This is a genomic window from Nocardia speluncae NBRC 108251 (assembly GCF_001613245.1).
GTDB lineage: Bacteria > Actinomycetota > Actinomycetes > Mycobacteriales > Mycobacteriaceae > Nocardia > Nocardia speluncae.
On sequence record NZ_BDBZ01000020.1, the window covers coordinates 88,130 to 111,753 of the forward strand.

The 23,624-nt window shown below is 65.6% G+C and carries 25 protein-coding genes, 4 tRNA genes and 1 pseudogene; 17 read left to right on the forward strand and 13 right to left on the reverse strand.

Annotated elements, in window-relative coordinates; all coding sequences use genetic code 11:
* Window positions 1-30: 30 nt before the first annotated feature.
* Window positions 31-189, forward strand: a complete 159-nt coding sequence (locus NS6_RS34845; protein WP_157112837.1) for a hypothetical protein — start codon at window positions 31-33, stop codon at window positions 187-189.
* A 217-nt stretch (window positions 190-406) separates the two neighbouring features.
* On the opposite strand, the gene NS6_RS19355 is transcribed toward NS6_RS34845, so the two are convergent.
* Together NS6_RS19355 and NS6_RS34070 are read right to left on the reverse strand one after the other, a co-directional pair.
* On the reverse strand, window positions 407-742 hold the full coding sequence (locus NS6_RS19355) for a hypothetical protein (protein ID WP_068043706.1): 336 nt from the start codon (window positions 740-742) through the stop codon (window positions 407-409).
* Entirely contained in the window at window positions 739-1,023 is a 285-nt protein-coding gene (locus NS6_RS34070) for a hypothetical protein (RefSeq protein WP_168443460.1), read from the reverse strand. The genes NS6_RS19355 and NS6_RS34070 overlap by 4 nt, the downstream gene beginning before the upstream one ends.
* A gap of 385 nt (window positions 1,024-1,408) precedes the next feature.
* On the opposite strand from NS6_RS34070, the gene NS6_RS35935 reads away from it, so the two are divergent.
* From NS6_RS35935 to NS6_RS19375, 3 genes are all read left to right on the forward strand, one after another.
* A complete protein-coding gene (locus NS6_RS35935) occupies window positions 1,409-2,290 on the forward strand; it encodes a helix-turn-helix domain-containing protein (protein ID WP_068043710.1) in 882 nt (293 codons plus the stop codon).
* Window positions 2,287-2,493, forward strand: a complete 207-nt coding sequence (locus NS6_RS19370) for a DUF397 domain-containing protein (RefSeq protein WP_068043711.1) — start codon at window positions 2,287-2,289, stop codon at window positions 2,491-2,493. The genes NS6_RS35935 and NS6_RS19370 overlap by 4 nt, the downstream gene beginning before the upstream one ends.
* A 193-nt stretch (window positions 2,494-2,686) precedes the next feature.
* Window positions 2,687-3,766 (forward strand): hypothetical protein, encoded by a 1,080-nt coding sequence (locus tag NS6_RS19375; RefSeq protein WP_157112838.1) that lies wholly within the window; start codon window positions 2,687-2,689, stop codon window positions 3,764-3,766.
* 132 nt (window positions 3,767-3,898) lie between these two features.
* Here NS6_RS19375 and NS6_RS19380 read toward each other — a convergent pair whose 3' ends face one another.
* Genes NS6_RS19380 through NS6_RS19390 form a run of 3 tightly spaced genes read right to left on the reverse strand, consistent with a single transcriptional unit; the run spans window position 3,899 to window position 6,274 of the window.
* A complete protein-coding gene (locus NS6_RS19380) occupies window positions 3,899-5,263 on the reverse strand; it encodes a DUF6297 family protein (RefSeq protein WP_068043714.1) in 1,365 nt (454 codons plus the stop codon).
* On the reverse strand, window positions 5,254-5,889 hold the full coding sequence (locus NS6_RS19385) for an ABC transporter ATP-binding protein (protein ID WP_245669414.1): 636 nt from the start codon (window positions 5,887-5,889) through the stop codon (window positions 5,254-5,256). Before NS6_RS19385 ends, NS6_RS19380 begins: the two co-directional genes overlap by 10 nt.
* A 55-nt stretch (window positions 5,890-5,944) precedes the next feature.
* The gene (locus tag NS6_RS19390) at window positions 5,945-6,274 is read right to left on the reverse strand and encodes a DUF6412 domain-containing protein (protein WP_068043719.1); all 330 of its coding nucleotides are present in this window, start codon (window positions 6,272-6,274) and stop codon (window positions 5,945-5,947) included.
* 167 nt (window positions 6,275-6,441) lie between these two features.
* Here NS6_RS19390 and NS6_RS19395 point away from each other — a divergent pair, with 167 nt between their 5' ends.
* The 9 genes from NS6_RS19395 to NS6_RS35945 all read left to right on the forward strand — a co-directional run bounded on the left by NS6_RS19395 (window position 6,442) and on the right by NS6_RS35945 (window position 10,920).
* Window positions 6,442-7,710, forward strand: a complete 1,269-nt coding sequence (locus tag NS6_RS19395; RefSeq protein WP_068043721.1) for an ATP-binding protein — start codon at window positions 6,442-6,444, stop codon at window positions 7,708-7,710.
* Window positions 7,711-7,871: 161 nt separating this feature from the next.
* Window positions 7,872-8,414, forward strand: coding sequence for a hypothetical protein (locus NS6_RS19400; RefSeq protein ID WP_068043723.1), 543 nt, complete (start codon window positions 7,872-7,874; stop codon window positions 8,412-8,414).
* Between the two features lie 115 nt (window positions 8,415-8,529).
* A tRNA-Trp gene (locus tag NS6_RS34850) sits at window positions 8,530-8,599 on the forward strand.
* A 49-nt stretch (window positions 8,600-8,648) separates the two neighbouring features.
* A tRNA-Met gene (locus tag NS6_RS19405) sits at window positions 8,649-8,722 on the forward strand.
* Window positions 8,723-8,810: 88 nt separating this feature from the next.
* Window positions 8,811-8,884 (forward strand) — tRNA-Leu (locus tag NS6_RS19410).
* 1 nt (window position 8,885) lies between these two features.
* Window positions 8,886-8,959 (forward strand) — tRNA-Leu (locus tag NS6_RS19415).
* A gap of 566 nt (window positions 8,960-9,525) precedes the next feature.
* On the forward strand, window positions 9,526-9,768 hold the full coding sequence (locus NS6_RS19425; protein WP_068043945.1) for a helix-turn-helix transcriptional regulator: 243 nt from the start codon (window positions 9,526-9,528) through the stop codon (window positions 9,766-9,768).
* 4 nt (window positions 9,769-9,772) lie between these two features.
* Complete coding sequence (locus tag NS6_RS35940; protein ID WP_245669415.1) at window positions 9,773-10,225, forward strand: HipA N-terminal domain-containing protein; 453 nt, start codon at window positions 9,773-9,775, stop codon at window positions 10,223-10,225.
* Entirely contained in the window at window positions 10,192-10,920 is a 729-nt protein-coding gene (locus NS6_RS35945) for a type II toxin-antitoxin system HipA family toxin (RefSeq protein ID WP_068043728.1), read from the forward strand. Before NS6_RS35940 ends, NS6_RS35945 begins: the two co-directional genes overlap by 34 nt.
* A gap of 57 nt (window positions 10,921-10,977) precedes the next feature.
* On the opposite strand, the gene NS6_RS19440 is transcribed toward NS6_RS35945, so the two are convergent.
* The 3 genes from NS6_RS19440 to NS6_RS19450 form a co-directional block, all read right to left on the reverse strand.
* Window positions 10,978-12,192, reverse strand: a complete 1,215-nt coding sequence (locus NS6_RS19440; protein WP_068043730.1) for an SfnB family sulfur acquisition oxidoreductase — start codon at window positions 12,190-12,192, stop codon at window positions 10,978-10,980.
* A complete protein-coding gene (gene sfnG, locus NS6_RS19445) occupies window positions 12,189-13,307 on the reverse strand; it encodes a dimethylsulfone monooxygenase SfnG (RefSeq protein WP_068043731.1) in 1,119 nt (372 codons plus the stop codon). Before sfnG ends, NS6_RS19440 begins: the two co-directional genes overlap by 4 nt.
* Window positions 13,308-13,762: 455 nt before the next feature.
* On the reverse strand, window positions 13,763-15,136 hold the full coding sequence (locus NS6_RS19450; protein WP_068043733.1) for a styrene monooxygenase/indole monooxygenase family protein: 1,374 nt from the start codon (window positions 15,134-15,136) through the stop codon (window positions 13,763-13,765).
* A gap of 149 nt (window positions 15,137-15,285) precedes the next feature.
* Between NS6_RS19450 and msrC the strand changes: the two genes are divergently transcribed.
* Window positions 15,286-15,777, forward strand: a complete 492-nt coding sequence (gene msrC / locus NS6_RS19455) for a free L-methionine (R)-S-oxide reductase MsrC (RefSeq protein ID WP_068043735.1) — start codon at window positions 15,286-15,288, stop codon at window positions 15,775-15,777.
* An 81-nt stretch (window positions 15,778-15,858) separates the two neighbouring features.
* Here msrC and NS6_RS19460 read toward each other — a convergent pair whose 3' ends face one another.
* The gene (locus tag NS6_RS19460; protein ID WP_068043948.1) at window positions 15,859-17,076 is read right to left on the reverse strand and encodes an acyl-CoA dehydrogenase family protein; all 1,218 of its coding nucleotides are present in this window, start codon (window positions 17,074-17,076) and stop codon (window positions 15,859-15,861) included.
* A gap of 232 nt (window positions 17,077-17,308) precedes the next feature.
* On the opposite strand from NS6_RS19460, the gene NS6_RS19465 reads away from it, so the two are divergent.
* On the forward strand, window positions 17,309-18,454 hold the full coding sequence (locus NS6_RS19465; RefSeq protein ID WP_068043737.1) for an LLM class flavin-dependent oxidoreductase: 1,146 nt from the start codon (window positions 17,309-17,311) through the stop codon (window positions 18,452-18,454).
* 234 nt (window positions 18,455-18,688) lie between these two features.
* On the opposite strand, the gene NS6_RS19470 is transcribed toward NS6_RS19465, so the two are convergent.
* The 3 genes from NS6_RS19470 to NS6_RS19485 all read right to left on the reverse strand — a co-directional run bounded on the left by NS6_RS19470 (window position 18,689) and on the right by NS6_RS19485 (window position 20,973).
* Window positions 18,689-19,054 (reverse strand): hypothetical protein, encoded by a 366-nt coding sequence (locus NS6_RS19470; protein ID WP_245669416.1) that lies wholly within the window; start codon window positions 19,052-19,054, stop codon window positions 18,689-18,691.
* A gap of 250 nt (window positions 19,055-19,304) precedes the next feature.
* A complete protein-coding gene (locus NS6_RS19480; protein WP_068043740.1) occupies window positions 19,305-20,654 on the reverse strand; it encodes a type II toxin-antitoxin system HipA family toxin in 1,350 nt (449 codons plus the stop codon).
* Window positions 20,647-20,973, reverse strand: coding sequence for a helix-turn-helix transcriptional regulator (locus tag NS6_RS19485; protein ID WP_084471233.1), 327 nt, complete (start codon window positions 20,971-20,973; stop codon window positions 20,647-20,649). Before NS6_RS19485 ends, NS6_RS19480 begins: the two co-directional genes overlap by 8 nt.
* 264 nt (window positions 20,974-21,237) lie before the next feature.
* Between NS6_RS19485 and NS6_RS36470 the strand changes: the two are divergent.
* Window positions 21,238-21,456 (forward strand): annotated as a pseudogene (locus NS6_RS36470) (SAM-dependent methyltransferase); the annotation flags it as partial.
* A gap of 360 nt (window positions 21,457-21,816) precedes the next feature.
* On the opposite strand, the gene NS6_RS35950 reads toward NS6_RS36470, so the two are convergent.
* Complete coding sequence (locus NS6_RS35950; RefSeq protein WP_068043744.1) at window positions 21,817-22,233, reverse strand: hypothetical protein; 417 nt, start codon at window positions 22,231-22,233, stop codon at window positions 21,817-21,819.
* A 402-nt stretch (window positions 22,234-22,635) separates the two neighbouring features.
* On the opposite strand from NS6_RS35950, the gene NS6_RS19495 reads away from it, so the two are divergent.
* Window positions 22,636-23,301: a GntR family transcriptional regulator gene (locus NS6_RS19495; RefSeq protein WP_068043746.1), complete on the forward strand. Its 666-nt coding sequence runs from the start codon at window positions 22,636-22,638 to the stop codon at window positions 23,299-23,301.
* Window positions 23,302-23,624 lie beyond the last annotated feature (323 nt).

Below are 23,624 nucleotides of genomic sequence, written 5' to 3' on the forward strand. Positions count from 1 at the left end.
GGAGTGACAGATGACCCTGCTCCAGATAGCGTGCGGCACACCACGGACCCGGCGCCGGTGCTGATGATGGGCGAATCCTGGGGCCGGACGGTTGGGGCCACCATCATGAGCCGTGGTGCCGGTTTCGCCTACAGCGCCATGACCGCGCTGCCGCACTCCTCCACCGGGTGGACGCCCGCACGGGATTGAAGCCGGACGATTTCACCGTGTTCTCCGATTGGCTCGCGAACCTGCGATCGTGACCTGGAGGCACCCGGCACGCCGTGGCAGCACCCTGGAACAGCAGCACACCGCGATGCCGAGCTGCGATAGCCCAGAGATCGAGGGCGGGACAGGCCGACCGGCAGCAGTGCACTTCGCCGGGGACAGCAGCCGCCTACGGCACCTGTATCCACGCGGGAGACGTTCATCCACTGCCGCGGTCAGGGCGGGGAACAGCGTACGCACCGCGCGGAACAACGCCGCTGGCTGTTACCAGATCCGCGAGCGCGGTCAGCGTATGCCACGTCCGTTCACGCCGTACCTCTTCGAGCGTGAGGTGTGGGACCACAATGACCTCGGTCCCGTGCTCCAGCACATGCTGTACCGCGATGAGTACCCCGAGCCGCGGTCCTGTGTCGGTGACCACGGTGTACACGATCTCGAGGGTATTCGCCCGGACGATCCGTTCCAGTTCGGTGCCGTTGTAGTCGGACCGGCGCAGCACAATCGCCCGTCGGCCGGCGGGTCGCCCCTCGGTCACGGCCGTGCCTTCGCCGTGTACTCGAGCGCCGCTTCGTAGCGCGGACAGCGATGGGCGGCGTGCACGGCCATCACCTGGTGTGCGTGCGCATACCCGCCGAGCGGCGCCTCTTTTCCGCAATGCGGTGTGGGATAGTCGAGCGCTCGAAGGCGGTCTGCGATCTGCCGCAGAATCTTCGGATCATCGGTGACCCAGGGCTTCCCGGAGTGCAACAGCCGCAACGTCGCGGCCATGGCCCGGCTCCCCGGGGCTCTGAACGGCAGGGCGGGTATCTCTGTCATCGGAGTACTCGGCTTTCGGCAATGGAATGGTGTGCTGGAGCGGGCCGCTACATCGAGTGCCGTCATCTCGGCTCCGGGGCCGAGCGATACGGACGGCAGGCCCGGCAGCCGGAGCAGTACATCGCCGTTTCCGCGTGACTCCTGGTTTTTCGCGGTAAGGTCTCGGATCAGTCGCACCTGGGATGGGGATCTTCTGGGCGGCTTGTTGATCCGAGGTTCCCGGCTGTCGGGTAAACCCAGCACATCACTGGACAACAAGCTCGCACAAGCGCGATCTGCATTTGCACAGAAGCTATTCCGAAAGGCCAGAGCGGTTGTCACAGGCGTGCCGAAGCTCTTGCCGAGTGCAAACGACCATCACACCGGATGCAAAGCGAGGAAACCCTTGCCCGAAGACAATTCGACCACTCTGCCCCGCCGCCAACTCGGGCGATACCTCCGGGAAGCCCGCGAGGCGGTGAATATGAACCTCGAAGATGTCGCACCGATATTGCAGGTTTCGGTCAGTACGTTGTCCCGTGCCGAGCGCGGGCTGACCGGGATACGAGTACCCGATGTAGAAGCACTCTGCCGCATCTACGGTATCGACGATCCCGGAGTAGTTGCGGGGCTGGTCGGCCTGGCGAAACAGGCGGCGGTCAAGAACTGGTGGCACGAGTTCGACGATGTCGTGTTTCGCGGGTTCAATATGTACGTGGGACTCGAGTCCTCAGCCAAACAGCTGACCATCTACCGTCCGGACTTGGTGTCCGGCCTGTTCCAGGCTCCGGACTATGCACGCGCTCTCGAACGCGCCCACCTGCCGGATGAAACCGAGGAGATGCGGGACCGACGCATCCAATTCAAGAAAAGGCGTCAAGCGCTGATCACCCGCAAGACCAAGCCTGCCACCGTGGACCTGGTGGTCCACGAATCGGTCCTACGCACGGTGATCGGTGGAACGAAGGTAATGCGGGCGCAGTTGAACCACCTGGCAAATATGCCCGCCAATGTGACGGTATCCGTGCTCCCATTTACAGCAGGATCTCCCACCGGCATCGCGAACGGCCCGTTCACGATCCTGGAATTCGGCCAGGACGCCAAAGGGCGAGAGAAATCGCCCACGGTCGTCTACATCGAGTCCTTCGCGGGTGACATATATCTGGAACGTACCAAGGATGTGGCCCGGTATCGTCAGGGATACGACGTCATCCGGCAATCATCGCTCGACGTTGCAGCCAGCAAGAGCCTGATAAGGCAGATAGCAGCCAGGGAGTACAGCGCATGACCATCGACCTGTCCGCGGCCAAGTGGTTCACCTCGAGCCGAACATCAGCTGGCAAGGACTGTGTGGAGGCCGCTTTCCTCGACGGCGGACTGGTCGGCGTCCGTGACTCGAAGAACCCGACCGGCCCGGCCCTGGTCTTCACACCGTCGGAGTGGGATGCCTTCACCGCAACTATCCAAGGCAGCACACCCGACGGAATCTGAGCACTCCCTCGGTTGCCGTTCTGTGCTCGATAGTGGTGCGGCCTCTTCGCAAACGATTCGCGAAGAGGCCCTTTCACTCGAAGAGACTGTCTCGCGCGTCCGCTCGTATCGCCGGACACTCGAGTAGTTCTACCGACCCACTGTGCTGCTTTCCACCGATTCGCCGCAGCGCAACCGGCGCGATGCTCAATGTATGAACTGGATGAAGCGTGCGATACCGGCACGGAAAGCGAAGGCAGTGCGGCGGACCGCCATGCGCTCCGCGGTTGCCGGGGTTGTCGCCTCGGCCGCCGTGACGGCGCTCGGCGGATGCACGCTCACCCCGGACCGCGAGAGCGAAGCCCGCGAACTCACCGAGGCAGTGGAGACGATGCCCGGGGTTTACGACGTGAGCAATATCTACAGCAACGATTTCACGGCCGGTGTTCTCGTATCGCTCAGGGTGAAGATGCACAAGGACGCATCCCCAGAGCAGACCGAAGCTGTCGCACAACGGATCGCCCACAGTTACCGGACGGACTTCCCCGGGCACAACCGCGATATGCGCCTCCAAGTAGCCGGCGGGTTTTTCGAACACCACACCGGTACGCGGAATACGGACAACCTGTCGCACGAATCCATCTCAACCGACCTGCGGACCCTCTGGCAGATCGGCGCGGCGATGCCGACACCGCGGCTCGTCAGCTGGAAACGGTCCCATTCTCAGGCCGAACTGGACGTCGGTGACGCCACCGACGAGTCGGTATTCCAGGCCGTCCGTTCCGTACTCGGCGACAGGCCGGTTCGAGTACTCGCCACCACGGGCGGCACACCGCCGCTTCAACCGGTTGAACTTCCGTCCAACGATTCTTTCCCTGATCTCCGAGCTCGGAACCTCCCAACCCGATGGCAGATCGACCTCCCGCTCAGCCCCGCCGACGAGGCCCGCGCCCGCGAAAGTGTGGAACGGTCACAATTGAAGGTCGGCAAGGTCGCCCTATCCGGTGGACACATAGACGAAATGCTTGTCTACACATGGAGTCCCCCGCAGGCCCACGACGACCTCTCCGTACTGATCGAAAACACCGCCGCCACTGCGGCCCACCCGCTCCTGCTGCGATGGGAATACCCCACCCGGCCGAGGCCCGATCTCGAGTTCAAAGGCTCCATCCATGTCGCAGGCTGCGACTACGTCGATACTTTCGGCGAGGAGAACCCGCAGGACTACTACACCCCCGAAGCCATCGCCCTGCAACAGCAGTTGCGCAGCGAATACGACACATGCCCGAAATGAGTTCACGCCACCCCAGCAGCTCGGCAGTCTCCTGCTCCCCGGCCACGCCTTCGTCGGTCTTCGATGTGCCCTATCAGAGCCGGTATCTCCAGATCACCATTCGAATCCAGTTCGCAGAGTCGGTCCGCGCGCTCACATCACCTGAACCAGCAGCACCCCGGCAACCGCGAGAATCGGTAGTCCGCGGATCAACTGGCGGATGAGGTCGACCGGCAGCAGTCCACTTTTCGTGACCAGCAGCAGGCCTTCGTACGACAGGGCCGGACGTGTCCGGATCCGGTATGCCGCCAGGGCCGCCGCGGCCGTACTGATCGCCGTCGCGGCCGGGCCGGTGGCGGCGACGGTGAGAGCGGCGGTGAGGCCGAGCACCACGACCGGGAGGATGAGCATCGGCCGCCGCAGCGCATGATCACCGGCTCCCAGGAGCACGCGCAGTGCCGGATCGCCGCAGATATCGCGCAGGCCCGCGCTGAACAACATCGCAATCCAGAACGAACCACCGAGTCCGGTGAACGCGACGAGCAGCGGGGTGCCGACGACGGTCGCGAACCACACGGCCGCCACCACCGCCGCCACGACCACGTAAGCGGAGGGACGACGGCGGTGCCGTAGCAGATCCGCCCACAGCAGTGCGGCGGCACGCCCGTCCGGCAACTGCCGGGACACAGACCGGCCGACCCGCCGCCACGCCCGTTCCTCCAGGATCCCGGCGAGCATCGAGAGATCCAAGCTGGTCAAGGATGCCTGCGCTCCGGAGGAGAGATCACTTCCGGAAGACAGGTCCGCGCGGCTGAGAAACCGGCAGCTCGCGGCAGCCCATATCGCGAGAGCCGCCACCGGGGCCGCCGCGCCGAACACCACCGGCCATGCGGTGAGTACCGGAAGTTCCCACCGCACCGCCGCCGCCAGGGTCAGACCGAGCCCGGCCAGGACGAAACTCCGGCGGAGCAGCGGAAGAACCGGGCCGGACAGTCTGTGGGACTGGACGAGGACCGCGACGGCGACGACGACCACACCACCCAGTGATCCCAGGACGGTCAGCGGCCCCCACGGGCTCGCACCGGAGATATACGCCGCGAGACGCCCGACAACAGTTCCTGCGGCCATACCGGCAGCGAATGCCGCACCGACACGGACTCGCAGCAACCTGCCCCGGTCCACCGGCGTGGACAGCAACCACTGAGTGTCCGCAGCGTTCGCGCCGACCGGCCCGAACGCCGGCGCGAGCAGCAGCCCACCGCCGACTGCCAGAGCGAACAACGCCCACGCGCCGGTAGCGGCCCCACTCGGTCCCGCGGTGAACAGGACCGAACCGACGACGGCGGGCCGGGTCGCGGCCCACCAGAGGATGCCGCCGCCGATATAGGCACCGAGTACCAACAGCACCAGGCTGCCGGCCCGGTTCTCCCGCACGGTGTGATTTCGTGTGAAATTGCGCCGCAGGGAGAGTATTTCGCGTGCCGCCGGAACGGCGGGTGTGGTTTCCGTCAGCGCCACAGGTCACCGTCCACGACATCGTCGGCGACCGCCGCCACCAGATCCGGGTCGTGCGAGACCAGCAGGATCGCCGTATCCGATTCCTTCTCCGCGATGAGGGCGTGCGCCAGCCAGGCGCGGCCCGCACGGTCCAGATGCTGCTCGGGTTCGTCGAGCACCAGCAACCGCCGCGGCCGCACGAACGCCGAAGCCAGCGCCAGCCGCCGGCGCTGACCACTGGACAGTGTGACGGGCAGCTGGTCGGCTGCGCCGGACAAACCCACATCCGACAGCGCCCGGCTCGCCACCCGATGCGGTTCGGCGGTGCCGTGCGCGATTGCGACGAGTTGCAGATGCTCATGAACAGTGAGATGGGCGAATGTGGCGTCGTCGCCGCTCACCGCGGCCACGGTGCTCCGGAAATGCGGCTGTGCTTCGTCGACGTCGCGGCCGTCGATCGTGATCCGGCCGGCATCGAGCCGGTCCCGGCCGAGTACGCAGCGCAGCAGGGTCGATTTACCGGCGCCGTTCGCACCGACGATCGCACAGCTTCGACCGGCGGCGACACCGAAGCCGACATCCCGGAAGACGGTCAGTTCACCGAAGCGGCGTTCGGCCGCACAGACTTGCAGAATAGGTTCGGACACAGGGGTACTCCCGTTTTCCTCGTGAGACATGACCAGGCGAGGAAGCGGGGACCGCTCACAAAGTGGCAGGCAGCACGGTCCCCGCACGGGGGCCGGGAGCTCTGGGGCGCGGCCGACCGGCCGCATCGGGGTGGCTTTGCCGGCGGAACGTGCCACGCAGCCGCTGCTCCTCGGCGGTCGGCCCGCGCACGGTCCGGCACTGCCCGAACAGCAGATCCTCCGCCCGGGACACCACGAGGTAGGCCACGGCGACGGTGACGACGACGAGCAAACCGGCCAGCAACAGGGCCCGGGTATCGGGCTGGGTGAGCACTGATCCGAACGCGGCACCCCAGACCAGCAGAAACGCCACCACGGTATTGACGAGGTAGCGGCCACTCAGCACACCGCCAGATTAGCCGATCCGGCGGTTGTGCCGAGCAGAGCATTCAGGATCCGAGGAGTTCGTCAGTCGAGAAACACTGCTGACGGGAGACAGACTCACATGCTATCAGCAGACTAGAGTTCCTGCTATTACCAGACTAGATTTCCTGCGATCCGTAGACTAGTGCCGTGACCGCATACCGCCGCCGGATTCTCGACAAGAGCCTGGACGAACTGCAACCGCATCTCCGCGCCCTCGCGATCTTCGGCCCCAAAGGCGTCGGTAAGACCGCGACCGCTGTCCAACGTGCACAATCGGTCATCGACCTGAGCCTCGCCCGCCAACGCGAGATCATCACCGCCGATCCATCAATACTGAAGGAAGTCCCCGGCCCTGTTCTGGTCGACGAATGGCAGCGGCTCCCCGAAGTATGGGATCACATAAGGCATGCCGTGGATGCGGGGTCCCCTCCGGGGCATTTCATCATCGCCGGAAGTTCGGCCCCCAGGGGAGCCGTGATCCACTCGGGAGCCGGACGCATCGTCCCGATGCGGATGCGCCCGCTGAGTCTGACAGAACGAGAGGTTGACGCACCCACCATCAGTCTCGCGGCACTCCTCGAGAGTGAGGCAAGTATCAGCGGAACCACCCGGATCAGACTCGCCGACTACGTGGAGGAAATCACCGCCTCGGGATTTCCTGCGATCCGCACGCTCCCACCGCGAGTACGCCGCGTCGAGCTGGACGCCTACCTGACGAACGTCGTGCAACGCGAGTTCCCCGAGCAGGGCTATCCCGTTCGGAAACCAGAGGTCCTTCGCGCATGGCTCAGCGCCTACGCGGCCGCTACCTCCACGACGACCGCATATTCGAAGATTCTCGACGCAGCGACTCCGGGGCTCCCGAACAAACCCGCTCAGGAAACCACCCTCGCCTACCGGGACGCGCTGTCGTCACTCTGGTTGCTCGACGCGATCCCGGCTTGGATTCCGAGCCGAAACCATTTGGAGCGATTGGGGCGTTCCCCGAAACATCAGCTCGCGGATCCGGCCCTCGCCGCGCGCCTGCTCGGACTGGATGCTTCCGCGCTTCTCCGAGGACAACAGGGGCAACGCCGACTCTTCGAGGGAACCATCCTCGGCGCCCTGTTCGAGCACTTGGTCTCGCTGAGCGTCCATACCTACGCCCAGGCCGCCGAAGCCCAGGTCGGACATCTGCGGACACGTAACGGCGACCATGAGATCGACTTGATCGTTCAGCACCCGGACGGCCGCGTACTCGCGATCGAGGTCAAGCTTGCGGATCGCGTGGCCGACGCAGATACGAAACACCTCGCCTGGCTCAGAGACAAACTAGGAAGTGATCTCATCGATGCACTCGTAATATATTCGGGCGAGCGAGCGTACCGCCGCCAGGACGGCATTGCCGTCGTTCCGCTGGCACTACTCGGCCCCTGAGTACAGGGCCCCAGCCAGCGCTACCGACCGGCCCACAGTCGACCCTGGACACAACGGGCCCGGCAGCCGGTCGTTACGTTCGCGCCGAACCTTCCCAAATACCACGTTGACCAGCATTTTTCTGCTATCTTTGGCCGCACCTGACCGAAGAGGAGAGATCCATGGTGCGGTCGAGCTTCTTCCGTATCGGCCTCGGCGCGGCCGTCGCTGCCTTCGTGCTGGCCGTTTTCGCCGCGATCTTCCCGGCCGCGGCCGCCGCCCAGGATGTCCGGCCGGCGATCTCTCTCGCCGCGACGGTTTCGGGGACCACCGTCGACTACACCGTCGCCAACGTCCCCAACCGGCGCGATACCTTCCCCGTCATCCCCGGCGAATGCACGACCGTCCTGGTGAACACCGCCGTCGCCGCGCCCATCCTCGCTCCCGCCGCCGTCGACACCCTCAGTGGCCGCGAACCCGACGCCTTCGCCCTGTTGCAGCGCCTGATCGCCGACGGCGCCGTCACCGCGGGCCCGCGCGTCCAGTTCGCCTCCGCCACGGGGCAGGTCACCGGCTCGTTCACCGATATCCCGCGCGGGGTCTACCTGGTGGCCACGATCTGCAATGTGAGCCCGATCAGCGGCGAGTTCCGGCCCGAACTGCTCGATATCGTGCCCGTTGTCGTCACCGATCTGCGCGCCGGTTCGGCGACATCCGCGCAGTAACCGCTACCGGATCGCGAAACGTATTCGCACGACCATTCTTTCCGGAAATCTTCTCCGTTAAATCGGTTGACCCGTCTGCGACGATAGAAGCATCACGGAGACGAGAACTCCGCGAATATCCGAGTTAGCGGTAACGGCCCGGTCTCCAAAACCGACGCCCGCGGGTTCGACTCCTGCCGGATATGCGATATCGCCGAAAACTCGGCGATGAGATTCCGGGTTGTCCCGGAACAACGCGGTGTAGCGCAGTCAGGCAGCGCGGCGGGCTCATAACCCGCAGGCCGTGGGTTCGAATCCCATCACCGCAACTATCCGGTTGAGCACATGGCGTGCAAGGAGGCTGTAACCCTCCTGCCTTCGGGCATCGGTGGTTCGATTCCATCCGGCCGGACCGGAGCCCTTCTACCCCAAATGGCAGAGGGACCGGATTCAAAATCCGGTAGTTGCGCGTTCGAATCGCGCGAAGGGCACGCTCCTGTAGCCCAATTGGCAGAGGCGGCGGTTTCAGGAACCGTTGGTTGGGGGTTCGAATCCCTCCAGGAGTACTACCGACCGAATCCGCCGGCGGGCCCGCCGATAACCGGATTGCGACGAGAATGGGAGTCCACAGCGGACCGGACAGGGAGTGGCCGTGGCGGAGACGAACGGATCTCGAAAAGCCTATTCGGCAAGTGCCGGTTCCACGAGTTCGCCCCGAGTCCTGAAATCCTCGGTACAGCAGTTCTACTCCCTGGAAACGTATTTCGAGCTTCTCACCGGAGCCGGTTTCGCGGTGACAGCGCTGCGGGAACCGCATCCGTCCCGGGTCGAGCGCGCTGCCGATCCCTGGTGGAACGAGAACTTCGGCCGGCCCTGCTCCTTCTGCCCGAATGCCGGCCGTACCCCTACGCCGCGATCTGCCGGGCGATGACCATGGACCGCCGCCGAGGGCAGCGAGATGGTTCAGAGCACGCCGTGCAGCGGTGGCGGGCGATGAGCGAACCCGGAGCGATACCCGCGCGCAGAAGCTGTTTTGATCCGATCATGGAGATGCATATACCGATCTCATGAGCATTTTATGCAAATGATCGATATATCGATCATTTGAGTAATTGTGCGCTATGATCGCTATATGCATCAGATGCGAGCCGTCACCTCGGTCGAGTTCGGCCAAGCCGTGCGACGCGCACGGGAGCGACGAGGCCTACACCAAGCGGACCTCGCCGAGCGGCTCGGCGTCACGAGAATGACCGTGTCGCGGCTGGAACGGGGAGGCGCGGTCAGTATGGAAACCGCCATACGTGCGCTGTCCGAGTGCGGCTACGAGACCATGGTCGTACCCAAGTTCAGCCGGGTCACCGTCGAGGGAAGGTAACCCGGTGGCCCGAAAGAAAGCTCCCGGCCTGGCCGTTTGGCTATATGGGCATCGCGTAGCCCACCTCACTGAACCGGGCACCTACCGATACAAACTCGAATTCACCGACGAAGCACTGGACGTCTTCGGTCCAGGGGCGCGAGTGCTTTCTCTCGCGCTCCCCTTCGACACCAAGGCGGTTACCGATGCAAAGGGAACGGGTCCTCGACCCGTAGCCGCGTTCCTGGAAGGACTTCTCCCCGAAGGGAGCCTCCGCCGCCATCTCGCCGCGAATCTCGGCGTTACCGCCATCGACAAACTGGAGCTGCTGCGCGCAGTAGGGGCCGAATGCGCGGGTGCGGTGCAGTTCCTCCCCGAAGGCGAAGTTCCGTCAGCGGGGACGGCCAGGGAGCTCACCGCCGATGAAGTGAGCCGGGTGGCGCGGTGTCGTCACACATCATCAAACCCGAGCCGTTGAGCGGTGCCGCCATGCCGCATCTCATTCAGACGGAGCACTGGGCGATGTCTGTGGCTGACGCTGCCGGTCTCAGCGCCGCCCAGACCAGAGTCGAAATCTTCGACGGGCGTAGCGCTCTTGTTGTTGCCCGCTACGACCGGACCTCCGATGGGGAAAGACTGCATCAAGAAGATTTCTGTCAGGCCCTCGGATTGGACCCGGACGCAAAATACGAAAGCACAAGCGAGTACGAGCGCCTCGGGTCCAGGCTGCGCCGCCTCGCCTCAGTGGCGGCCGACCGCGCGATCGACCCCCAAACATTTCGCGTCGACCTGCTGTCGGCGGTAACATTCAATGTCATCGTGGGCAATGGTGACGCCCACTCGAAGAACTATTCACTGCTACTGAGCCGTCGCGGCGAAGTGTCGTTGGCGCCGCTGTACGACTCCGCCCCGGTCATGTACCTGGATTCTCGATTCAGAGGCACGGGCCACGTCATCAACGGGCGCACCGGCATCGACACTGTCGACGAAGCCGATCTCGTGGCCGAAGCCCGCTCATGGGGGCTGGCGCCGCGAGTCGCCCAGAACACAGTCCGCTCGGTGATGGCGAAAGTTTGGGATGCTGCGCACTCGATCGCGCTGCCGCCCGGCGCCGAACAAGTCTCGGACAGGCTTGAAACTCTCTGGGTGCGGCGTCAGTGGACTGTGCCGTAACGCAGAGGCTTCTCGAAATCCGTCGAGGCCCACACGGCCAGACCACGGCGAGATGGTTCAGAGCACGCGGTGCAACGGTGGCGGTGTTCCGTGCAGCAGGGTACGGCCGATGTGCTGATACTTCCACCGGACCGGGTCGTGCAACGTGTGGGTGCGGGCATTGCGCCAGAAATGGCTGAGATTCAGTTCCGCTGCTGCACTACGTGTTCCGCTCACCTCGAACACTGCGGCGGATATCTCGTTGGCGGCACGGTCGGCGAGGATCTTGGCGGTGGCGACGGCAATCGAGGCGTCCGCCACCCGGTCCGGCGCGCCGATCGCCGTATCCACCGCGATCCCAGCGGTCCGTAGCACGGATTCGGCGGCCGCGACGGTGACGCCGAGTTCGCCGAACCGCTGGATCAGCAGCGGGTCGTCGATCGCCCGTTCCACATGGGCTTCGAACCAGGGCCGGCTCTTTTCCCGGACGAATTCGGTGGCGGCGGTGAGCGCACCCCGGGCGATACCGGTGTCGATGGCCGCGTGCAGGAGTTGCGCGGAGGCGCCGTACGCGGTCGGGGCGTCCACGGCGGCACTGCGGGGCACCAACTGGTCGCGTTCCACCGCTACGCCCTCGAACAGCACTGTTCCGCTGCCGGTTGTCCGCTGCCCCAACCCGTTCCAGTCGTCGACTATCCGCACACCCGGTGAATCGGCGGGCAGGAAGGCCACATACTGTCCGGGCGGGAGACCGGTCCGGCCGTCGGGATCGTCGAGCCTGGCGAGGACGGCCAGGATATCCGCGAACAGCGATCCGGTGCAGTAGTACTTGGTGCCGTCGATCCGGAACCGCTGCCCGGCCTCGATCGGCGTCACCGTGGTCGCGATATCCGCCACTGTGGCCCCGCCGCGCTCGGATTGTGCGTTGGCGATGCGCGCGCCGTTCAGGACCGCCGTCAGATACCGGCGCTGCTGTTTTTCGGTGCCTGCCAGTTTCAGCAGGTTCACGTAGACGAAATGACTGTGCGGGATCTGCGCGATATTCGGGTCGGCCGTCGCGAGCAATCGCACGTATTCGGCGACTTCGCTCGGGGGAACATCCGCGCCACCGAGCGCAGCCGGTACCGTCACCGCCAGCAGCCCGCTCGCGGCCAACTGCTCCAATTCGGCGAACGGCAACCCGCGGGTGGCATCGCGCTGCGCCGCGTCGGCCGCGAATTCGGCAGCCAGCTCCGCGGCCACCGCGCGGCCCTGCTCCGCGGAGACTATCCGCGCAGCCCCGACGGCGGTCATCGGCTCGCCGCGGCGGCAGGGCGCCGCGCGGCCTCCAGTTCCCGCACGAGCGGCAGTACCTTCGCCCCGAAATATTCGATCTCCTCCTGGAAGTGCAGGAACCCGCCCAGGATGAGATCGACACCCAGGTCGCGGTACGCGACGATCCGTTCGGCGATCTGTTCCGGCGTGCCGATCAGCCGGGTGCGGAAGCCGTCGTTGTACTGGACCAGATCCTCGTAACTCGAATCCGCCCACATCCCCTTCTGGTCCTGCGTCGAGGCACCTGCCTGCCGGACTGCATTTCGGAAGCCTTCGACGGCGGGTTTGTTCGCCTTGGCGATGATTTCGCGCAAGGTGTCCTGCGCCTCTTTCTCGGTATCGCGGGCGATGATGAAACCGTTCAGCCCGAACTTCACGTCCCGGTCGTGCACGCGGGCGACAGCGCGTAGATCGTCGAGCTGCTCGGTGACCCCGTCGAAATCCTTGCCGTTGGAGAAGTACCAGTCGGCGTAGCGGCCTCCGTTGCGGCGGGCCGCGGACGAGTTACCGCCTTGGAACAGTTCCGGATTCGGCCGTTCGGGGGTGTTCAGTGGTTTCGGTTTCAGGGTGAAATCGCGAATGCGGTAGAAGTCGCCGCCGTAGTTCACCTCGTCCTCGGTCCAGATCTTGCGGATCACCTCGAGGAATTCTGCGCTGCGCCGATACCGTTCGTCGTGTTCGAGCCAAGGCTCACCCAGGGCGGTGAACTCCCCCGCGAACCAGCCCGACACCACATTGATCGCGAACCGGCCGCCGGACAGGTGGTCGGCGGTGGCGCCGAATTTGGCGAGCACCGCCGGATGCCACAGCCCCGGGTGCACGGCCGCGATCACCTTCAGTCGTTCGGTGGCACCCAGCAGCGCCAGGCTGAACGAGGTGGACTCGTGCTGGTACTCGGCACCGTAGGAGGCGGTGTAGCGGACCTGGGACAGCGCATAGTCGAACCCGTTGCGTTCAGCGGTCTGCGCGAGTTTCTTGTTGTATTCGAAATCCCAGCCGGTGCGCTGTTCGATCTCACTGGTCACCAATCCGCCGCTGACATTGGGCACCCAGTAGGCGAACCGGATTTCATCGGTGGTCTTCTCGGTGGACATCGCTGCTCCCGCTGGTGGCCGTGGGCTGGTCTGGACGCCGGGGTGCAGTACCCCGGCGCGACCTCAGTCCACCAGCGCGGTGCAGGGGGTACGAGGGTTTGAATCTGCCGGATCACATCCCGCGCAGACCCGCGTACCGCTTCGGTCGCTTCCCGATCGGGTATCGCCCCCAACTCTCTCCTACCCGCTCGACCCGGGCCGGCCCGTCCTTTCCCACGACAGTCGTGCCCCTGCGCTGTCCGCACGCGGCGCGGCCGGTCGCACCCAGCTCCAGGCGTCCCCGCCTCCCGCTGGATCCCTCATTTGCGACCGGCCGCGACCGCGCCTCACACCAGGGCTCGGATTGCCCCGGCCCCGCCGGGCAGCGGCGGCGAACGCTGCCCAGCGGACGATCCATTACTCACCGGCGGCCGACCATGCCGACCACGACCGTCGGCCCGTCCGGCGATCCCTGATCACGCCGTGGTCGCGGCCGGACTGTACTGCGACCGGCTGAACCGTCCCGCGGGCCGGAACCGGCCGAGAACCGTAGCAGCATCCTCGCCGGTGACCGCCGCGATGAGTTCCTGCGCGTCGGCCACCGAATTCACGGAGCGCGCCGCTTGTGGGCGGTGCAGTGTGCTCACGAGCGCGGCGGCGAACCGCGGATCGGCTGCGGCCGCGGCGAAGAACTGGTTGCCGATTTCGGCGAATTCGGGGTCGCTGAGGAACAGCCGGGTGACCTTGGCCGCGTCTTCGGCGCGGAACTCGAGGAACGCTTCGTACTGCGCGGTGATCCACCCGGTATCGAACGGCCCGTCGTGCGCTGCGGCCGCGGTGACCAGGCGTTGCGCCTGGATGAGGCCGCTCTGCGCGCCCTGCCCGGCGATCGGATCGTAGGCGACGGCGGTGTCGCCGAGCGCGGCGACCGGATGCCCGCCCGCGGTGTGGCCGACGCCGCGCCGGAACAGCGGCCGGACAGCGCCTTTCAGCCAGGAGTGCGGGTCCTCGGCGATCACCTCGGTGGCGAGGACCTCGGGCAGGTCCCAGTCGAGATAGTCGCGATAGAGGTCGGTGACGATGCGGTGCGCCGATTCCGCGGAGTCGGCGGCCGCGAACCGCTTCTCCCAATCGCTGCCCGGCCGTGCCCAGCCGAGGAACGCCCAGCTCGGACCGGCATCCTTGTGCAGGTACGGCCCCCACCAGCCCTCGCCCTGCTCGGCCACGATGGAGAAACCACTGCGTCCGCCGCCCGCCGGGCTGCGGTGCGCGAACACCGATTCGTCGTACCCGAGTCCCGTAACCGTGACTGTCAGCAGGCTGCGCTGCGGCGCGTCGTAGACGGTGCGGGTCTCGTCGATGTCGAACAGGCCGGACAGTCCTGCGCGACCGGTCGCCACGAGGGTGAGGTCGTTATCGGCCGCGATGGGGTCGAGCCGCTCCGGGGTGACCGTATCGACGACGAAGCGGCCGCCCCGTTCGAGGAATGTGGTGAGCCGTTCGTCGGCCTTCAGCCGGGTGTCGACGGCGAGTCCGTGGAAGCCGTCGAAGGCGCCGTCGAAATCGATGAGTTCCTCGCCACCGCCCGCGACCCGGATGGTCAGGCCGCTGTGCAGCGGCGCACGATCGAGGTAGGTCGGTAGACCGAGCGCTTCTTCGGCGGCCTGGGCCTCACCGAAGATCAGTGCTGTTCCGGTGGCGGGTACGGAATCGCGAAGTGCGCGCTGGTCGCGTTCGCTGTAGACGGTGACGACGAATCCGGCGTCGAGTAGTCCGAGCGCCGCGGTGACACCGGCCTGACCGGCGCCGATCACGGCGGCCTTGCGGGTGGAGGTGTGCTGGGTTGTCATGGCGCAATGGTCGCGAGCCGCGCACCTCGGATGCAGGGTTACGCTCACCGCGAATTGATGACGAATCCCGTGAGCCGTCGAACTTTTCGTCCCGGGTCCCGAACCGGGCGGGACAGTTCACCGGCACCGGCGGTCTACCATCGCCGACCATGAGCTTCGACCTCGTCCCGCTGACGGGCGACCGCACGAACCGCTACCGGCAGCTCACCGAGCAGGCCGCCGCACTGGTCGCCGGCGAACCCGACCGCATAGCCAACGCCGCCAACCTCAGCGCACTGCTCTACCACTCGCTACCGGAGGTGAACTGGGCCGGTTTCTACTTCTACGACGGTCACGAGCTCGTGGTAGGGCCGTTCCAAGGGAAGCCGGCGTGTGTCCGGATCCCCCTCGGCAAGGGCGTCTGCGGTACGGCCGCGCAGACCCGTCGCACCCAACTCGTACCCGATGTCCACGCCTTCCCGGGGCATATCGCGTGTGACGCCGACAGCCGATCGGAAATCGTGGTTCCGCTGCTTCTCGAGGACGCCCTCATCGGCGTCCTCGATCTGGACAGTCCCGAACCCGGCCGCTTCGATGACACCGACCGCCGGGCACTCGAAACTGTCGCAAAGATATTCACCGATTCGCCGGCCGCCTGCTGATCGGTCCGGCGCCCACTGTTCGGCGAGCCGAGGCTTGCGACGAGACCGTCCATCCACGTCGCCGGAACCGCTGGGCGGCGGTCATCGTGGTGTCCCTTCTGTACGTTCGCCCGCGCTCCACGCGAACGGGAGCCGGGTGCCGTTGAGCAGGTGATCGCCGATGGCGCGGGCTTTCTGGATGGCCGGGTTGTGCACCGATACGGTGCGGGCGTTACGCCAGTGCCGGTCCAGGCGCAGTCCCTCCGAGACGATGGAGGCACCGCCCACCTCGAACAGTTGGGTGGTGGCCGCCAGAACGGTGTCGATCACGCCCAGCTGCGCATGCGCCGCGGCCAGTTCGGCCTCGACCAGATCCTTTTCCTCGCGAGCCCCGACGGCAAGTACCGCGTCGAGGACATCGGCGACCGCCAGCACACTGGCGCGGGCACTGAACGCGGCGGCCGACAGCCGGCCGATCACCTGCTGCACCAGGGGATCGTGGCGGGGCAGATCCGCGGCGGAATGGGTGTAACTGCGGCGGCGTCCGGCGACCCATTCGCGGGTGTCCTGTTCGGCACGCTGCGCGATACCGGCCAGAACCGCGAGCTGCACGAGCTGTAGGTAGGCCGTCGAATAGGTGGGGCCGGCGGCACCGTAGCCCGGACCCAATACCCGGTCGGCCGGCACCGCGACGTCGGTGAACTCGGTGGTGCCGCTGGCAGTGAGCCGCTGACCGAATCCGTCCCAGTCATCGCGCTGGCGCACGCCTTCGGCGGTGGCGTCGACGAGTACCGCGACCCGCTCCCCGTCCCGATCGGCGGCCACGAGGATATGGTCGGCGTACAGCGAGCCCGTGCTGTAGTACTTGATCCCGTTGAGCAGCCAGCCTGCACCGGCCGGGGTCAGCGCGGTCCGGTAGCGGTCCACCGCGCCGGCGCCGGATTCGGTGATCGCGTTCCCCACCAGCGCCCGCTGCGCCACCGCCCGCAACCAGTGCTCGCGTGCGGGTCCGGGGTCGGTCAGCAGCTGATCCTCGACGAACGCGAAATGCACCCGCAATGCCTGCGGGAGGTTGGAGTCGGCGGCGGCGAGTTCGATCAGCTGCCGGAACAGTTGCCGGACACTCACCCCGAACCCACCGTATTCGACCGGCACCCGCAGGGCACCGAACCGTGCCGCGCGTAACCGCCGCACTTCGTCGTGGGCGAGGCGGCGATCGGTCTCGCGTTCGACCGCGCCGGCCGCGATATCGGCGTAGATCGGCGCGAAGACGGCATCCAGATCGGCATCGGAAGCGGCTTTCGCTGCGGTGGAGGTCATGGGCTCACGATCACCGACCACACGGGAGGGTTCACCGGTTTCGCGCACCGGGATCGAAACCCGTCCGGGAAAAAATCCGGCCGATCCGAACCGGTGACAGCCCGGCGCCGACGAGCGAGGATCGACGATCGGCCCCGATCTTCGTCCCGGCGCCCCGGCCGGGTGCCCGCAGGCCGCACGCCACGGACGGATCGACCACGTATCCGACCGCCCCAGCTCGAAGGATTGCCGAATGAGCCTGTCGTTCCACTGGTTTCTGCCCACCTACGGAGATTCGCGCGGGTTGGTCGCCGGCGGCCACGGCACGGCCATGTCCGGCGACCGGCCCGCCTCGCTGCGCTACCTGAACCAGGTCACGGGCGCCGCCGAGGAGAACGGGTTCGAGGCCGTCCTCACACCCACCGGCGCCTGGTGTGAGGACGCCTGGCTCGCCACGGCCATGCTGGTGGAGACCACCGAAACCCTGAAGTTCCTGGTCGCGTTCCGGCCCGGCCTGGTGAGCCCCACCCTCGCCGCCCAGATGGCCGGTACCTTCCAGCGGCATTCCCGCGGCCGGTTACTGCTCAATGTGGTGACCGGCGGCGAACCACACGAACAACGTGCCTTCGGCGATTTCCTCGACAAGGAGCAGCGCTACGAACGCACCGGGGAATTCCTGCACATCGTGCGCGAACTGTGGGGGGCCCGCGAACCCTTCACTTTCGACGGCAAACACCTGCAGGTAGAGAACGCCCTGCTGAACAACCACCCGGACCCGGTGCCACCGGTGTTCTTCGGCGGCTCCTCCGGCCCGGCGGGCCCGGTCGCCGCCCAGTACGCCGATACCTACCTGACCTGGGGTGAACCACTACTCGCGGTCGGCCAGAAACTGGACTGGATCCGCGGACTGGCCGCCGAGCGCGGCCGGACACTCGATTACGGTATCCGCCTGCACGTGATCACCCGTGACACCTCCGAAGAGGCGTGGGCCGAAGCCGACCGCCTGCTACAGGGAATCGACCCCGCCGATATCGAACGCGTTCAGAACAACTTGGCGCGCAGCGAATCCGAGGGCCAGCGCCGCATGCTCGAACTCCACGGCGGCAGCACCGACCGGCTGGAGATCGCCCCGAATCTGTGGGCGGGCGTCGGCTTGGTCCGCGGCGGCGCGGGTACCGCACTCGTCGGTTCGCACGAGGAAGTGGCCGAGCGGCTGATCGAGTACTCACGACTCGGGATCACGCATTTCATTCTCTCCGGGTACCCGCACGTCGAAGAGGCGTACTGGTTCGGCGAAGGCGTGCTGCCGATCCTGGAGAAGCGCGGCCTGTGGCGCCGGGCGGTGGACCGCACCACGGCGCCCGTCGGCACCCCCTTCGCCAGCGCCTCCACCAGCTGAGAAGCCCCACCTACCCGCCCGCCGGACGTAGCTCACCGTTCTCACCGGAAACGAGTTACGTTGAGCGGGTAGGTGCGGCGATATCGCTCGGTGAGGTCCGGCCCGCGCCCGGCCGCTGCGCTACCGCCTGGGGATGAAGATCCTGCGTACCGCCTTCCCGCCGCCGGTCACCACCTACAAACCGAACCTCTTCGAGACCATCCCGTTCGACTGAAATCGGGCTGCGGCAGCAGTTCAGTCCCGGTAGATCTTGACGTAAGCGTTCGTCGCGGTTCCGACACTCATCGGGCCCAGGCATGAGGCCGTGCCGTTACCGGACGGCCCGAAGGAACCACTCCACGACCCCTGATAAGGGCCGATTGCCATCAGCGGAAAGGCGTTGGGCACCCCGTGCAAGCCGAAACACTCGACGATCAGGGCGTACTCCCGCCCGGCGGGGCCATCGTCGAAACACGTCGCGGACGCGCCGACCAGATCCCGCGTAACAGCACAGTCCTGCGGTGCGGCTTGGGCGGAGCCCGTACCGAGCACCGTAGCGAAACCCGAAACCGCGACGGCGGTGACGAGAGCACGTGCGGCGACCATTGTCGTCCTTTTCATCTTAAGTCCCATCTTCCGCCTCGGTTGTCTATCGCTTGACCATCGATTTTCCACCGTGGACCGTTACGAAATGGGGAACAACACGGCGCACCACCCGCTCCGCAACCGGCCTGCCGGCGCAGCTGAATGCGGTCGGTTCTGCGGATGGGTCGTAGTTCTCCACGTCCGAGCCGAACGACTCGGCCGCCGGGAGTTCGTGTGCTGTGATCGGGTGCACCTTCAGGATGCCGGTCAGCTGTTCGTTCTGAACCTAATCCACTTTTCCCTCAGGCGAACTCGATTTTTCCCCGCCCGCGCCGGAGGGATCCGCAACCGCTTGCGCAGCGCGCGGAACAACCCTTCGCACAGTGGTGGTATCGATCGTGGCGCACTGCACTGCCACGGCCCGCGTCAGGCGTGCACGTAGCTCTGGAGGCTCGGCGGTTCGAATACCTCCGGCCTCCGACAGCGCCTCGGGAAGAGCGGCGACCAGTTCGCGGGTTCGGGCGATCAGCCGGTCCGGATCGGTACCGACGGCGCGGGCGAACTTCGCCACATGATGCAGCGTGACCTCACCGAACCGCGCCCGACCGCCTATCGGCATCGCCACGCGGCTCAGCGCCGACCCGGGATCGGGGTCGTACGGGAGTGAGCTGGCAACGTCGTAGCACGGAGCCAGAACGGCATCCAACCCGTTGAGGATGATCGAGTAGTTCTTGGCATGCGCATCCGGTGCGCCGAGTAGATACTGTGCGATCACGATATCCGCGAATCGATCGACGTCCGTCGCTGTGGCCTCACGGGCGAGGAGCCGCGCGATATGGGTAGCTGCCGGTCCTCCGTCGGAGGGGTACTTTCGTTCCGGCGGCACCGACAATGCTTGGCACAGATCTTCCTGGTGCAGCCGGATCACGCGCCCGTCGATTCCGGTCAACCGGTCGTATCGTTCGACCACAAGTGCTGGTACACCATCGAATTCGGTGAACTCCGATACCGCTGAGCTGATCCCGACCGCGGCCAGCGCTCGCAGACACAGATGCTCGTTCAAAGCCTGATCGGGGAATCGCGCGATTCCCGGCTTCACGATGTGGGTGCTCGCGGCATTGCCGTGCGCGTATGCCCACTCACCGTCCGCGGTGCGTACGACCGCGAATTTCGACTGGGCACCTGCCAGGCTCCACCGTTCGTCTGCTCCGATCCACTGTTGCGGCATTCGCAGCAACGCGCGCAGACGATCGCCGATCCGGCCCGCGGTGACCTGTTCCAGCCCGCCGTCCCTGCCCAGCACGTCGTTGAGATCCTCCGGGGCGACGAGCTGAACCGCGCCGGCACAGTCGCGACCGATATGTCCGAGCAGTTCGATGGCATTCCATGAACGCACGCCGAGCTGCCGGGCCAGGTTCTCGCGCACATTGGCATCGTCAGGCAGCAGGTTCATCAGCCAAGGAGATACCGTGCGGTGGTCGTAGGTCCGTGCCGGGGCCACCGGCATCGACAGCGACAACGGGGTCGCTTCGGGCTCCGAGGCGTAATCGTCGAGATAGGTGTATCTGGGCCGGCCCGCGGCATGCGTTACCGCGCCTGCGACCCGACCTCCCAATACGACAAGCAGGTCACTCATGTTCTTCGGCCCCACTGGGTTCCGGAGGTAGACCCTGCCGGATCCGACCGAGCAAGTCCTGGACTGCCAGCTGGTCCGCCGAACTGGTGGGCTTCTGTTCTGCAGGAGCAATAACCAAACGCATCTTCAAAGCATCGGCGATCTGCGCGAACCGGCCGATCTCGCCGCGTGGACTCCCGGCCTCGACTCGGCTGACAAGTTGACGGGAGACTCCGGCAAGGTCTCCCAGCTGCTGCTGGGTCAAACCGGCCTCTATCCGCGCTCTGCGTAGCGCGGCACCCAGCTGGATCAACTGACGGCGCGTCCGAGCCTGACTCATGATGTCATGGTACTGCACCATACAGATTTGTCATGGCTCCGTAACATCTAAGAAAATTGCACCACGATATTCACCGCAGACTGAGTTTAAAATACCTGCTCATCAGCCCATATTTGCTGTCATCAGTGAATCGATGTTGCGGTTCCATAACTGACTATATATGTTGTAGTACCGCTACATTGATGGCCCGCCCGGTTCCGATGATCACGATGGATCCAGAGCGTCCCGTCCTGCTGACGCCCCTCGGCCAACGGGCACACCTTTAGGCCGGCCGCCGCCGGCTGCGCTGTCACCGGTCTGGATTTCTCCTCCCGATCCATCGAGTACGCGCGGATGGCGGCCGCAGAGTCGGGCGTCGCTGCCAGATACCTGCACCAGGACTATCTCACCTACCGCGATACCGAGCGCTACGACGTCATCATCATGATCATGCGCGATTACAGCGCCATGGTCCCCGACGCACGGCGCCGGCTCCTCGGCGTAGTCCGTGAGCGTCTTCACTCCCGACCAGCTCACTGCGGAGCTGAGCGAGGCCGGACTCGCTCCCGTCGAGATACTCGGCGACGTCGCCGGAGCTTCATACGACCCCGCTGCATCCCAATTCGCTGTCACTTCCCGTCTCCTGCAATAAGTGGATGGCGGGACGGATCCCGCCCGGTACCGTCCTCCTCGGTCGTCGAACCGGTTCGGGATAACCGGACCGATACCTACGGCAGCGGTAAGGCACGCGACGCTGTGACCACTGCCCGCGTGTCACCGGGGATGAAACTCGATCCCGCTGGCGGCCGAACCGGGCTGCAGCGCCTTTTCTCAGATGAATTTTCTACTAGAGGTGTTTTCTCCCTACTCGGTAGCTTCCAGGACGAATCGCCGCACCCGAGGAGTCGAGAGTTGATCCTGCTCACCGCCGCGCCCGTTTCCCGGATGCCGGGCACTGTTCCCACTGTCCCCCGTCCCTATTGCGGCGAACCTGCTCCGCAACCGTGGTGAGCGGATGCGAGTACTCGTCCCGGCCGTCGAGTCTTCCGGTTGGCCCGCTTTTACGCCACCGCAGCGTTCGCCGCCCACCCCGACAACCCCCTCCGGGAACAAGAGAAAACCGCTCGACAGCTGCTCGGCCGAGACCCGCACACTTTCCGGGAATGGGCGCGCACGTTCGATCCCGCCCCACCGAGAAGCACGCATGAGGACATGCTGACCGGTCACCCCGTCCTCGGCGACCAGTTGCACGAGATGGACCGAGACCAACACCTCGATCATGGATCCGGCCAGCAGTTGAGAGGTGAACAGTTCGTGGCATTGATCTACGCCTCGGGCCGAACCTGTCTCCGTTGCGCGGGAAGCACTCCTACACAATGCGCCGATCGACAACCGGCGCAGGATCATCCCCGCGTGCGCGGGGAGCACGGGTTGATGTCGGCCCCGATGACCGCGCCGTCGGGCTCATCCCCGCGGGCGCGGGGAGCACACTTCTCGACCTGCTGGATTACGAGCGAAAGTGGTGGTTTTCATTCACTTTGCACTCCAATCGAATTGCGAGTAGTCGGTGTCAGCTCGAAGACAAGTGGGATGAGCCGAGGGGGCGTCTGCACCAGCGTAGGACCAACCTTCGCTTCCGGAACCTGGCGCAGCGGATTTCCGCGCCACCAATAGGCTCGTCCTGTGACCGCATCGCAGGACAGCAACCGGACCTCGCCTCGCGCGACAGTTGCGGACGCGCTGCGCGACGATATCCTCGCCGGTCGGCTCTCCCCCGGCGATCGCTTGCGCGAGGTCGATCTCGCCGAGCGTTTCGGGGTCTCCCGGATTCCGGTGCGTGAGGCGCTGTCGCAGTTGCAGAGCGAGGGGTTCGTCACGCTCGTTCGCTATCGCGGGGCGACTGTTTCTGCTCCGTCCGGTTCGGCGGCTCGGGAGCTGGTGCAGATCCGGCGTGGGCTGGAAGTGCTCGCCGCGCAGTTGGCGGCGCGCAACCGGGGCGGTGTGGTGGCCGGGGAGTTGGAGCGGGCGGTGGAGCTCGGGCGGGCCGCGGATGCGCGGCATGCGCACGATGATCTGCCGTCTTTGACCCTGCGCTTCCATACTCTGGTCGCCGAGGCGTCGGGTAATCAGCAGCTACAGGTCATGCTCGAGCAGATCCTCGAGCGGGTGTCGTGGATATTCGGGCAGCGGCTCGATACCCGGACCCACACGTCGTGGAGCGACCATGCCGCGATCGCACAAGCGATTCTCGCCGGTTCCCCGGTGCAGGCGGGGTATCTCATGGACGAGCACATCGCCCGCGACGAGGAACTGATCGTGGCGATGGACTCCGACAGCGCGCGGGACTGAACCCGCCGAATCCCCGGCCGGATGCGGATCCTTCGGCCTGCTGACGGGCCGGCTGCCACTGTTGTGCGCACCGCGTAATCGGTGCGTAACATGCCTGCACCCTGGCCACCTTGTCGCACCATCCGGGCAATCGGTGTTCCGGTGCTCGGGCTGCACGTCAAACCACGCTTGTATACAAATCCGCCCATATTCAAGCGCTGATTCCGTCGGTTACGGCAGTGGAACCTATCGCAACACCACGGAAACGTTGTTTGTATACAAATTTAGGTGTTGCTTATTTCTTCTGCCCGAGGCCAGGTCCTATGTCAACCGACGCCGCCCCG